Below are 12,341 nucleotides of genomic sequence, written 5' to 3'. Positions count from 1 at the left end.
CCGGCTGGGGAGCTGGATGCACAGCGTTCTATTAAGTTTCATTAAACGTTTGCTAATGTCGCTAGGAGCCTTGCTGCTGCTGGCGGCATTGCTGTTTATGGCCGGTAATTTTTGGGTACTTGCCAGCACTGCGCGCTACATTGACACTCATTTGAATGAGTGTCGCCCGCATGATGTGGCGATTGTGTTTGGTACTTCGCACTGGACACGCAGTGGCTTACGCAATCCGCATTTCCACGCCCGCATGCGCACGTCAGCACGCCTGATCGCTGACCAGCGCGTTAGCCATTTACTGCTCTCAGGCGACAATCGTACCCAAGCCTACAATGAGCCACGAGCCATGTGGCGTGATCTTTATCGGCGTGGCGTTCCCTCCCAGCAGATGACCATGGACTTTGCGGGTTTTAGCACCTATGACACGCTTGCCCGTGCCCGGGATGTGTTTCAGCTTGAAGAGGCGCTGCTGGTTACTCAAAGCTGGCACTTGCCTCGGGCAATTTTTATAGGCCGTGCCCTGGGGATGGATGTGACTGGTTGTGTTGCCGAAGAGGAACCCGCAGCTGGGGAGTGGCGTTTGAGAATGCGTGAGTGGGCGGCGCGTATAGCCACTTTGGGGGATCTTTATGTATGGGGTAGGGAGCCTTACTTTTTAGGTCCGGCAGAGCCTATAGACCTGGACGGCAGTACAGCCGATGAAACTGAAGCGCCGAGCATATCAGCCCTGGGCGTCAAGGTAGACTATCGGGCTGCGCAGTTGGTGCAACCCGTCGTCGATGAGGAAGCGCAGTAGAGAGTTAGCGGCGCGTTTTGCGTTTTTGTAAGCTGTAAAGCTCGCGAATCAGCTTGCGGCACCCCTGCATGCACTCGTCTACCACTGGCTCAATGGGATCAGGCAGCGGATGAGTGAAGAGCGTCGATAGTGCTTGCATCAAGACACGCTCTTGCTCCAACAGCTCATTGAGTAATACCTGGCTATCATTGCCGACAAAGCTTTTCAAACGGCTCCATAACCACAAAAAGTCATCACGCTCAACGTCTGCATCCCGTGGCAGCATTTTCAGATGCGTCCGGGCCAGTTCCTGCAACATGCGCATCTGCTTCAGCCGTTCGGTATAGTGTGGCTTCAGTGCATCGCGCAGCGAGGGGCGCAGGCGTTCAATATTATCCTGGAAATAATCAATACTATCGGCCAGCGCTTCCAGCACACTGTCCATCGCCACTTGGCGATTGTCGAGAAACATGAGCGTCTACCTCCTTCGGTGACGCAGATTGTGGGGGTGGCAGCACTGATTTGCCACCCCTAATGCGGATTATTTTTGCATTTATCCCTTAGCCTTTAGGCTTGGGTGGTGTTTTACGTACAGGGGTTGCGTTTTTTTCAATATGCTCAATGATCATGCCCGCAATATCTTTGCCTGTGGCGCTCTCAATGCCATGCAAACCTGGCGACGAGTTAACCTCCATAATCACCGGGCCGTGGTTTGAGCGTAGCAAATCCACACCTGCTACACGTAATCCCATTGCCTTGGCCGCACGAATGGCGGTTGAACGCTCCTCCGGGGTAATGCGAATGACGCTGGCCGTACCACCACGGTGCAGGTTTGAGCGGAACTCACCCTCGGCCGCCTGGCGCTTCATGGAGGCGACAACTTTGTCGCCAATCACAAAGCAGCGAATATCGGCGCCGCGCGCCTCTTTTATATATTCCTGAACCATAATATTAGCTTTCATGCCCATAAAAGCTTGAACAACCGATTCAGCCGCCTGGTTGGTTTCAGCCAGTACTACCCCTATCCCCTGGGTGCCTTCAAGCAGTTTAATCACCAAAGGCGCCCCTTTCACCATGGTGATCAGGTCGGGGATATCGTCTGGAGAGTGGGCAAAACCAGTAATCGGCAAGCCAAGCCCTTTACGGGAAAGCAACTGAAGTGAGCGCAGCTTATCCCGAGAGCGGGTGATGGCTACTGAGTCATTGATGACATAGGTACCCATCATTTCGAACTGGCGCAGTACTGCACAACCGTAAAAGGTAATGGAGGCACCGATACGGGGAATCACCGCATCAAATGGTTCAATCTCAGCACCCTTATAGTGAATGGAAGGGTGGTGCGACGTGATGCTCATATAGCAGCGCAGCGTATCCACAACGCGAGCAGTGTGTCCTCGTTGCTCGGCAGCCTCGATCAGGCGTTGGGTAGAGTACAGGTTGCGATTACGCGAAAGCAGGGCAATATGCATGCAGGACTCCGGGCCAAAAGGGTAAGCCGTTGATCATTAGTTTTAAGGTTCGCCGTGTAAAAATGCAGCGCCAGGGGCAACGAGTAAGCGGCGCATGGCCCGCCTGCCCAGCAGCATGGGGTGGCGCATATTGCTACGGTCTGTCAGCGTTAGTTCAACCGGAAAGTTTAAAGCGCCCAGTTGCATGTGTGTGCGGATCACATAACGCCATTCGCTGTGGCCATTGGAACTTGTGACCCTGCGCCGGTCGTGTAAATGAAGCCTGTAACGGTGTGCAGGCGTATCAGGCCCCCCACTGTGAGTAATAAAGCTTACCCATAATTGGCCTTGGTCATCTTCATGGGTCTCAATCTCTTCAGCATGCAGCGCAGACGTACGAGCACCGGTATCGGCCTTGCAGCAGAGGTGAAGTCTCAGTTCAGGTAACGTCACCATCTCGCGGCGGCCGATGACTGCTTTGGCCTGATAGGGTAATTCCTTCACGGCTCACTCCTTGCTCATAATGCAATAAACACTTGCCCACCGGTTAACGATGGGCCATTACGTTGGCCATACGTTGTTGAATGGCCGACCCAGCTGGCGCATCGCGCAGAGCTATCATGACAGGTAAGCGTAAACGAGGTATTAAGGCGATATCTCGTATGACGGCAGTGAATTGGGTGCGTTTATCTTCTGCCAGGCGTTGCAGAAAAAGTGGTAAGCGCTCCGCATCTTCCAACAGTGACCAGCCACGGCCAGCGATGGCTGCCAGGACATCAGGGCCACAGGCGGCACTATCCTTTAGCAGGCTGGTGTACCAGTCACCCACCTCTGGCGTTAGCGTGCTCCCAACGGCGCGAATACAGGCACATAACGTTTCCAAATCACCAGCGCTTGCCGCCTGCTCACCGCGTTCACGGATAGCACTTAGTACGGGCTCAGCCAGTGGCTGATGCTCCAGGCAGTAGCACAGTGAGTGAATAACGCTAGTGGGGAGGGTGCTTATCCTCGGGGCAAGAGTGTCAGCCACGGATTGATCAAGGCGCACTGTATAATCGGCGATACCCTGCAGTCCCAGCGCTTGCCAGTCGATCACCTGCTGACCACTCAGATACGCTTCCACCGGTTCCAGGTGCTGGCTGGCAGGTAAGCCTAACGCGTGGGTGGCCTGGGCGTTTAGCATAGCCTGAAAGGTGATGTCCGGGGTGAACGCGAGGGGATTATCTTTCATTAGATGATCCACGTCTGTGGTTTCTTGACGCCCCAGTTCGTTAGTTCCCAGGTTAGCGACGTTACGGCCCAGGGTTTCAAGCAGACGATTGATAAAACCGTCCCGCTGGGCAGGTGACAGCATTCCGAGTTCATCCAGGGGTAGTGCTAAAAACCAAATGGCAGGTTCCGGCATATCACCTAAACGAAATACGATAGCCACTTTCGCATGGCCTTGCCAGGGCTCTGGCCAGGCCAGTTCTCCGTTTTCAAACGCACGTAACGTCTCGCGGCGGCATGGGGTAACGCGTCTCCCCATATGGTATAGGGAAACCTCGGCACCGCTGCGTGTAAAAAACTCATCAAGGGTCTGAATCGGTTGCATGGCATCCTTCCGCATTACAAGCCTGCACTCTACCTTGCTGTTGTGGCACTGTCAGCCGTAACGGCTGATAAATCACGGTTTTATTCGTAAGTGGTTAAAAATTGAGCAACTTTGCGTAAGCCACATGGGAGTAGCGGTTGGGGCATCTTTCCATAGTTTATCCACAGTCTCTTGCAGGTTTTCTGTGAATCTGTGAATAAACTGATTGCACCTGAACCTGAGTGGTAACTTACCCACAGAGTAGGGATAATACGGGTGCATTCACGATCGACTTTTAAGGTGACTATGAGCGTCCATCAACAGCTTCAAACTGCACTGCTTGAGCTGGAAGCCTCTATGAAAGCCGCTAATTTATGGCGTATGCCTACTCCTGAGGTTGAGGCATTTGCCAGTCAGCAGCCGTTCTGCATTGATACCATGTCGCTACCCCAGTGGGTTCGCTTTGTTTTTATTGCGCGTTTGAAGGCGTTGATTGATGCTAAGGCTCCCCTGCCAGCTAAATGCGATGTAGCGCCAGCGATGGCGGCCTATCTGCAGCAGGAGAAAGTGCGTGCCAGTGATCAGGTTCTGGTAGTGCGCGCTGTTGAAAAGGTCGACCAGTTAGTGACCGATAATTGAATCAGTGTCTGTAGAAACGTTTGGGTGGCAAACACTTATCAGCAAAACGCCCAGCTCTCTATGACGAGTGTCGCTGGGCGCTTTTTAATACATTGCAGGGTTTAAACCAGCAGCCGCTGTCTCTAGAAGCGGTAACTGATACCCGCCATGACCACGATGGGGTCAATCTCTACGGTGCCTGCTGGGGTGCCAGCAACCGTGGCATCAGTATCGATATCGATATACCAGGCAGCAGCGTTAAGCGCCCAGTTATCATCTATTAACAGATCAATGCCTAACTGCCCGGCAAAGCCCCAGGAGTCATCCAGATCCAGGTCAACCTCTCCCACGCCGGGAACATTGACACTTTCATCTGAGAAGCGGGTGTAGTTAATGCCCGCACCGATATAGGGCTGTACACGTGCTTCTGTGCCACCTAATGGGTAGTACTGCAGTGTCAGGGTGGGTGGCAGGTGCTTGGTGGAGGCGATGTTGTCACCGTTCAGGTGAATATCGTGCTTGAACGGCAGGGCTGCGAGCAGCTCAATGCCCACCTTGTCATGGAAGCGATACCCCAATGTGAAGGCGAAATCGGTTTTATCCTGAACATCGACAGCCAGATCCCCCAGGACTGTATTCAGGGTTCCGTTGCTGCTTGTAGGACTAACCTGCGCCACACCAATACGAGTGAAGAAATCGCCAGCACCATAGGCGAAGGCTTGGCTGCTGGCGCCCAGCGTGACAGCTGCCACCCCGGTGGCAATTAAGGTCGTGACAGTTTGATGGCGGCGCATAGCGTTGCTCCTAGCGATGGAAGTAACTTATTAAGTGATTGTGAATCATGAGGTAAAGTTTATAGAGTTGCTTGGGAACAATTATTGACCCAGGGCAAATAGCCATTAAAAAGGCCACCTGAAGGTGGCCAATAAACTGAACCTTTACAGGTTTAAATGGTTAGCCTCTTAGAGCTTGTGATGGCCGAAGGGTGAGCCGATTAGCGCTCGATATGTCGATACTCACTGGCATCGGCGGTCATGCTGCTAACCACCAGGATAGCGATGAAGGAAGCAATGAAGCCTGGAATGATCTCGTAGACGCCGGGGCCGCCCATGAAGGCGCCGTTCCAGCCCAGCGAAATCCAGATCATGACGGTGGCGGCACCCACAATCATGCCTGCCAGTGCGCCTGCCCCGTTGGTGCGCGGCCACATTAGCGAAAGAATGATCAACGGGCCGAAGGCTGCGCCAAAGCCTGCCCAGGCGTTACTGACCAGCCCCAGCACCTGAGAGTTTTCGTCGGAAGCGATAATCGCTGCCACGATACCTACCAGCACCACACAGACGCGACCCACTGCGACACACTGCTGTTCGGTGGCGTTCTTGTGTAGAAACAGGCGATAGAAGTCTTCGGTCAGTGAAGAGGAGGATACCAGCAGCTGGCTGGAGATGGTGCTCATAATGGCTGCCAGCAGCGCTGCATAAAGGAAGCCAGTGATCAATGGGTGGAAGAGCAGGTTGGCCAGCATGATAAAGATGGTTTCCGGGTCCTGGACATCAAGACCATTGCGTACCGCGAAGGCGCGGCCTGCCAGGCCCAGGGAGACAGCACCAATCAGCGAGACCAGCATCCAACCCATGCCGATGTTGCGCGCAATGGGGACATCCTTCTGAGAGCGAATGGCCATGAAGCGCACAATGATATGCGGCTGACCAAAGTAGCCAAGGCCCCAGGTCACCGCCGATAGCCAGCCGATAAAGGTCAGCCCCGTCGTCCAGGAGAGCAGGGCGGGGTCGACGCTATTGAGCGTTTCGGAAGCCTGGGAGAAGCCGCCACCGCCTTCACCGAACAGCACCACGGCGGGCATGATGATCAGGGCCAGCATCATGATACAGCCCTGCACAAAGTCGGTCATGCTCACGGCGAGGAAGCCGCCTACCACGGTGTAGATCAGAACCACGCCGAGGGTGATCACCACGCCCATGGCGTAGTTGCTCATGTCGCCGAAGTTGTACACACCCGTGAATGCCGTCTCAAACAGCTTGCCGCCCGCCACCAGGCCTGAGGCGGTATACACGGCGAAAAAGATCACGATCACAATGGCCGACACGGTACGCAGGGCGAGCGCGCGGGTGGGGAATCGGTTGGCCAGAAAGGCCGGGATGGTAATGGCGTTGCCGTAGTGGATTGTCTGCTCGCGCAGGCGGGGCGCGACCAAAATCCAGTTGAGCAGTGCACCTACCAACAGACCAATCCCGATCCAGGCAGAGCCAAGGCCGGACACAAACATGGCACCCGGCAAACCCAGTAGTAGCCAGCCGCTCATGTCCGAGGCACCCGCAGAAAGCGCTGCGACCTGGGGGCTAAGGGTCCGTCCCCCCAGCATATAATCCTCCGAGGAGGACGTTGCTTTGCGCATCGCATAAATGCCAATGGCGATCATGAGCGCAAAATATCCAATCAAACTAATCCAAACACCAGTAGCCATAATACTTCTCCAGTTCGTCAGAACGGAGTCAGGTCATGTATGAAAGAGAGCGAATGGTGGCCAATCTTTCGTACACCCCTGGCTCCGACAGCGTTGGCGCCTTTACCTGGCAAAGGCGCGGCGATACTCTTGTTAACTCCCTTGGTGCGATGCCCGCCCCAGCGGCTGACCGCTGGGTAAGGCACCACATAGGAGGCGGGAAAGATAATGGCGGTACATTGGTGTCGAGTTCCCTGTGCCTGGAGCACGGCCTGGGGAAGCCGTGGCTGCGTAGGCAGTGACGCTATTATTTTCAACCATGAGACGTATCCCTTATCAGGAGTTCAGGTTAGTTTATGTTGATGAGCGTTCACTCATCGCCTAGTGCTAGTAGCGACGCATTGCCGCCCAGGGCGGCGGTGTTGTTCGTGATCGTTTTTTCGGTAACAAAGCGCTGTAGGTAGTGTGGTCCACCTGCTTTAGGGCCAGTGCCGGACAGACCTTGACCGCCAAATGGCTGCACACCAACAACTGCACCGATGATATTGCGGTTGATATACACATTGCCAACGCGAATTTTCTGCGCTATTTCAGCGGCAAAGGATTCGTTACGGCTATGTACCCCAAACGTCAGGCCATAACCACGGTTGTTGATATCATTGATGACCTGATCAAGCTTGCTGGCTTTGTAGCGGACAATATGCAGTACCGGGCCAAACTGCTCACGTGTCAGGGCATCAATGCTGTCGATGGTAAACGCGGTGGGCGCCACAAAGGTGCCATGTTGGGTATGTTCTGCTGCCATAGGGGTTTCAGCCACCAGGCGGTTTTCTTCTTTCAGCTTCTTGATATGGGCCAGCAGCCCCTGGCGGGCCTCTTTGTCAATGACAGGGCCCACGTCGGTACCTAAATCGCGTGGATCACCGATACGCAGCTCATTCATAGCACCTTTAAGAATCTCAATCACGCGGTCGGCAACGTCTTCCTGCAGGTAAAGTACCCGCAGTGCGGAACAGCGTTGGCCAGCGCTCTGGAATGCTGATTGAATCACATCCACCACTACCTGCTCGGGCAGGGCGGTAGAATCCACGATCATGGCATTCATGCCACCTGTTTCGGCGATAAGTGTGGGCAGTGGTGCATTCTCCCGCGCGGCCAGGGCGCGGTTAATAATTTGCGCAGTGTCTGTGCCGCCGGTGAAAACGACACCTGTAATGCGTGGGTCGGAGGTCAGTACACTGCCAACGGTCGGCCCGTCGCCGGGCAGTAGCTGAACCACGTCCCGTGGCATCCCCGCCTCGTAAAGCAGCTCAATGACGCGATGAGCAACGATGGACGTTTGTTCTGCGGGTTTGGCGAGTACGGTATTGCCTGCGACAGCTGCGGCAACAATTTGGCCGCAGAAGATGGCTACCGGGAAGTTCCATGGGCTGATAGCGGCAAAGACACCTTTTCCGCCCATGGTTAAACGATTGGATTCACCCGTGGGGCCAGGCAGCTCGATAGGCTCGCCGAACGACTCCTCGGCACGCATGGCATAGTAGCGGCAGAAATCAACGGCCTCTTTAATTTCGTCCACACCGTCGGTCAGTAATTTACCGCCTTCGCGGGAGCAGAGAGTCATCAGCTCCGGCATATTCTCTTCCATCAGGTCCGCCAGACGGCGCAGTATGGCGGCGCGCTCGGCAACGGGGGTGGCGTCCCAACGGGGAAAGGCCTCCCAGGCAGCATCAAGGGCTTGGGCGGCCTGTTCCTTGCTGGTCCACTGAATGCTGCCCACCGTTTGGCGGCGATCATAGGGAGAAGTGACAGGGTGAGTATTGGTTGCATCCTCGACAACGTCAAAAGCCAGCAAGGGCCTGGCTTGATATGATGTGTCCATAAACGCCGCCATTTTCTCCATCAATGGGTCGTAGTGGCTACGGATGTTGAGGTTTACCCCACGTGAGTTACGGCGTTTCGGTCCATAGATATCTTTAGGTAACGGAATACGTGTGTTGGCGAAAGACTTCTGCTGACTCAGGATTTCGATAGGGTGCTGGCATAGCCACTCAACGGGCACTGCTGGGTCCACCAGTTGGTGGACAAAGGATGAGTTGGCTCCATTTTCCAGCAGGCGGCGTACCAGGTAGGGCAGCAGGTCTTTATGGGCACCTACCGGGGCATAAATACGGCAGTAGGTTCCTTGCGGCGCACGTTCGAGGGCGGCTTCGTACAGCGCTTCACCCATTCCGTGCAGGCGCTGGAACTCAAAGGGGCGGCTGTCGTGATGTGCCAGTTCAAGAATCGTGGTGACCGTATGGGCGTTATGCGTTGCAAATTGCGGAAAGATACGCCCTTTAGTGTCATTGGAAAGCAGGAAGTGGGCACAGGCCAGATACGCTACATCAGTACACGCTTTGCGGGTATAGACCGGGTAGCCATCGACACCAAGTTGTTGCGACTCTTTGATTTCGCTATCCCAGTAGGCGCCTTTTACCAGGCGCAATGGAATCTCATCGCCTTGCTGCTCTGCCAAACGGTTGAGGTAGTGCAATACCGGTAAAGCGCGCTTGGAGTACGCTTGCACGACCAGGCCAAAGTGGCCCCATCCTTTGGCAGCACTGCTTGAGTAAATGGCCCGGAACACCTCCAGGGATAGCTCCAGACGATCCACTTCTTCAGCATCAATAGTGACAGCGACATCCAGTTCGCGAGCTGTGGTCACCAACTTGATAACCGTATCCACCAACTCTGCTAACACCTGTTCACGGCGGCCAAATTCATAGCGTGGGTGTAGTGCGGAAAGCTTAATGGAGATCGAAGGAGCAGGGGTCTTGTCGCCAAGCGTTTTGCGGGCCTTGCCGACTTGTTCAATCGCCCTGGCATAATCATCAAAATAGCGCTTGGCATCCGCCCGTGTGCGGGCGGCTTCACCCAGCATGTCATAAGAGTAGGTATAGCCTTTATTAAATAGCGGCTTGGAGCGTTTAAGTGCTTCATTAATATCACGCCCAAGGACAAACTGTTTGCCCATGATTTTCATCGCTTCCACCATGGCGCGACGAATCACCGGCTCGCCCATACGATTAACCATGCGGTTAATGAAGTGGGCAGGTTGACCCTCTTTGGGATGGTCGAGCTTCAGTACGCGACCAGTCATCAGCAGACCCCAGGTAGAGGCGTTAACCAGCCATGACTCGCTTTTACCTACATGGGACTGCCAATCTGCCGGGCCGAGTTTGTCTTCAATCAATGCATCGGCGGTGGCTTTGTCGGGTATCCGCAGCATGGCTTCCGCCAGACACATCAGCATCAGACCTTCGTGGGTATCCAGGCTGTACTGTTGCAATAACTCATCAATGGTATCGACCGCGGTATCCATTTCACGAACATCACGTACCAGCGCTGCCGTGCTGGCCTCAATGCGAGCGAACGCTTCCTGGTCGGCATCCAGTAACTTGATAAGTTCGCCCACGTAGGCATTTTCATCCACGATGTAGTGGTCGCTAACACGCTGCATTAGCGTATCAAGATCGGTTTGCCAAGTGGCAGGGTCACGCATTTTTTTGGCGTTGAGCATTGAGGCCCCCGTGAGTCTGAACTGGAACAGTAGATGGCAGGGCGTGTGGTGCCCGAGCTAACGCTCGAATGTAGAACGCTCCGCCCTTAGGTGTATGTCGTTTTCATGGCAAAACGTGTCAATTTCACGGCAAGATGGAAAGTCTTACGACTTTAGTAGAGTTTATTAAGGCTCGCCAGCGGCTACTTGCCTAGCGTGGAGCGGGTGCTGTTAGCGGTGTGGAGAGCGAAGTGGCATATTCTGTGAAACCATTGGTGTGTTAACCCCTTGGCGCAATTTGCGGGGCGACAGACCATAACTGCGGCGAAAAGCGTGAGAGAGAGCACTTTGGTTGGCAAACCCCGTTTGAATGGCGATATCGGTTAACGGAAGTCGGCTTTGTAAGATGAGCTGTCTGGCGGCATTCAATCGTTGGCGCTTGACGTACTGCCATGGAGAAAGACCTGTCTGGGCGCGAAAGCGTTCTGAAAAGTGAGCGACGCTAAGGCAGGCAAGTTTGGCGAGGTCAGCCACGCGAAGTTCTTCGGCCAGATGGTGGCGGATAAAACGGTCAATCTGGTCGAGATCAAGGCGGCGCGGGGAGACGGAAACGGTGCCTAAACGAGCTTTTAAGGAACCAAGCAGTGTGGCTGCAAGTCGGTCCTGCTGAAAGGATGACGTTGAGGTGTCAAATCCTTGGTTCAGCTCGCTTTCGACGAAAGCCAAATAGTGGCGTAACGGATTATCCAACGCAAAAAAACGCGGTGCATCGAACAGCGCAACGAGTTCCCGGTGCTCACCGGTTAGTGCAGGTGCATCTTCAGGTAAGTCGAGGATCAACTGGCGGTTATGTCCATTGCCCGAGTAATAGTGCTCATGATTGGCCGGTACAATGCAGCCTGAGAAGGCATTGACCCGGCCACCCAGCCCTTCAATTTCAAATTCAGAGGAGCCGCAGAGCGTAATCACTATTTGATGAAAGTCATGGGAGTGGTGCTTCGTGGCACTTTCCAGGGGTATTTGACGAATAGTGCTGCTGGGCATGATGGTCTCCTCGTCAGCGTTGCAGGCTGTTAACAGCGCGAGCCACGGTTAGCGCTGACCCTGCTTATGCTGTCTTAGTGCCGTATGTGCCGCTAAATGATCGCGTAATATTTTTAGTTCCGCATGGCCTTCCTGGTTAAGCAAAGGCTTGCCATGGGCGATTTGCCAGCGCCGCCCGTGAAGATCCATTAAATGCGAGGCCCGGCGGCGTATGCTGTCCAGATATTCATCATGACGAATGGGGTAGCCTATAATGGTGTTCCATTCCGTTTCACTGACGTTACTGCCCAGAGCCTTGTCAAATAGGGCAACCAGATCATTCGCTTCGGTACGGTAGCGGGGTGTCCTTGCTGTTATTAGGGCCAGAAAAACAGCGCCAATCACCAGTAGACAGACACCCAGTACCAGTAAATAGAGTGCCATACTTGGCTCCCTGAAAACTCGGATATGATGAAGATTTTAGTATACGCCTGTACCAGAGAAGACGAAAATTTTGCCGTTTGGCGAACTTTTCCTGAACGGAGTGTCTGAGAGTGTACAGGCAACATCGCGATAGCAGTCGCTAATAGTGTTGTTCTGGCTATTGTTTTCGATCCCTTGCTTCCGCTGCTTCTATAAGCAGCGGTTTTTTTTGGTGCGCCCCTATGTCGATGATTCGTCAAAGATTGGCGTTAAGGGTATAGACAAGCACGTAAGAAAGACTGGGGCTTATGGCAGCTGCCACCATACGCTTCTGTTCTGTAGGGGTTTTCATCCCGAAAAATCACCGCTATTCTCGGGTACCAGATGACATGCCACATGGATATTAGCGAGAAGTCTCATGGATCTGGTAAAAGTGGGTGACAGGGTTGTCTGTCAATGCAAGGGAGGGCCGCACCGGATTG

General features: G+C 54.1%; 12 protein-coding genes. 3 read left to right on the top strand and 9 right to left on the bottom strand.

The features are described from left to right. Positions 1 to 16: 16 nt before the first annotated feature. A complete protein-coding gene (locus HP566_RS12915) occupies positions 17 to 790 on the top strand; it encodes a SanA/YdcF family protein (protein ID WP_249977675.1) in 774 nt (257 codons plus the stop codon). A 4-nt stretch (positions 791 to 794) separates the two neighbouring features. Here the strand turns inward: HP566_RS12915 and HP566_RS12910 are convergent, their stop codons facing one another. From HP566_RS12910 to HP566_RS12895, 4 genes are all read right to left on the bottom strand, one after another. Further along, on the bottom strand, positions 795 to 1,241 hold the full coding sequence (locus HP566_RS12910; protein ID WP_249977674.1) for a hypothetical protein: 447 nt from the start codon (positions 1,239 to 1,241) through the stop codon (positions 795 to 797). 88 nt (positions 1,242 to 1,329) lie between these two features. Further along, positions 1,330 to 2,238, bottom strand: a complete 909-nt coding sequence (rimK, locus tag HP566_RS12905; protein ID WP_249977673.1) for a 30S ribosomal protein S6--L-glutamate ligase — start codon at positions 2,236 to 2,238, stop codon at positions 1,330 to 1,332. 42 nt (positions 2,239 to 2,280) lie between these two features. After that, positions 2,281 to 2,721: an ATP-dependent zinc protease family protein gene (locus tag HP566_RS12900; RefSeq protein ID WP_249977672.1), complete on the bottom strand. Its 441-nt coding sequence runs from the start codon at positions 2,719 to 2,721 to the stop codon at positions 2,281 to 2,283. A 43-nt stretch (positions 2,722 to 2,764) separates the two neighbouring features. Next, complete coding sequence (locus HP566_RS12895) at positions 2,765 to 3,811, bottom strand: DUF3549 family protein (protein WP_249977671.1); 1,047 nt, start codon at positions 3,809 to 3,811, stop codon at positions 2,765 to 2,767. 285 nt (positions 3,812 to 4,096) lie between these two features. On the opposite strand from HP566_RS12895, the gene HP566_RS12890 reads away from it, so the two are divergent. Further along, positions 4,097 to 4,429, top strand: a complete 333-nt coding sequence (locus HP566_RS12890; protein WP_249977670.1) for a YqcC family protein — start codon at positions 4,097 to 4,099, stop codon at positions 4,427 to 4,429. Between the two features lie 122 nt (positions 4,430 to 4,551). Here the strand turns inward: HP566_RS12890 and HP566_RS12885 are convergent, their stop codons facing one another. Then, positions 4,552 to 5,202, bottom strand: a complete 651-nt coding sequence (locus HP566_RS12885) for an OmpW/AlkL family protein (protein ID WP_249977669.1) — start codon at positions 5,200 to 5,202, stop codon at positions 4,552 to 4,554. Between the two features lie 200 nt (positions 5,203 to 5,402). Next, complete coding sequence (gene putP / locus HP566_RS12880; RefSeq protein WP_249977668.1) at positions 5,403 to 6,893, bottom strand: sodium/proline symporter PutP; 1,491 nt, start codon at positions 6,891 to 6,893, stop codon at positions 5,403 to 5,405. Between the two features lie 35 nt (positions 6,894 to 6,928). Here putP and HP566_RS12875 point away from each other — a divergent pair, with 35 nt between their 5' ends. Next, a complete protein-coding gene (locus HP566_RS12875; protein WP_249977667.1) occupies positions 6,929 to 7,174 on the top strand; it encodes a hypothetical protein in 246 nt (81 codons plus the stop codon). A 68-nt stretch (positions 7,175 to 7,242) separates the two neighbouring features. Here the strand turns inward: HP566_RS12875 and putA are convergent, their stop codons facing one another. The 3 genes from putA to HP566_RS12860 form a co-directional block, all read right to left on the bottom strand. Next, the gene (putA, locus tag HP566_RS12870) at positions 7,243 to 10,434 is read right to left on the bottom strand and encodes a bifunctional proline dehydrogenase/L-glutamate gamma-semialdehyde dehydrogenase PutA (RefSeq protein ID WP_249977666.1); all 3,192 of its coding nucleotides are present in this window, start codon (positions 10,432 to 10,434) and stop codon (positions 7,243 to 7,245) included. Between the two features lie 210 nt (positions 10,435 to 10,644). After that, entirely contained in the window at positions 10,645 to 11,457 is an 813-nt protein-coding gene (locus tag HP566_RS12865) for an AraC family transcriptional regulator (RefSeq protein WP_249977665.1), read from the bottom strand. A gap of 48 nt (positions 11,458 to 11,505) precedes the next feature. Beyond that, positions 11,506 to 11,880, bottom strand: coding sequence for a hypothetical protein (locus HP566_RS12860; protein WP_249977664.1), 375 nt, complete (start codon positions 11,878 to 11,880; stop codon positions 11,506 to 11,508). Positions 11,881 to 12,341 lie beyond the last annotated feature (461 nt).

Source organism: Vreelandella olivaria (genome assembly GCF_023507745.1).
In the GTDB taxonomy this organism is placed as follows: Bacteria; Pseudomonadota; Gammaproteobacteria; order Pseudomonadales; family Halomonadaceae; genus Vreelandella; species Vreelandella olivaria_A.
Note: the sequence above shows the minus strand (reverse complement) of the source record. Positions and strands in the feature narration are given on the sequence as shown.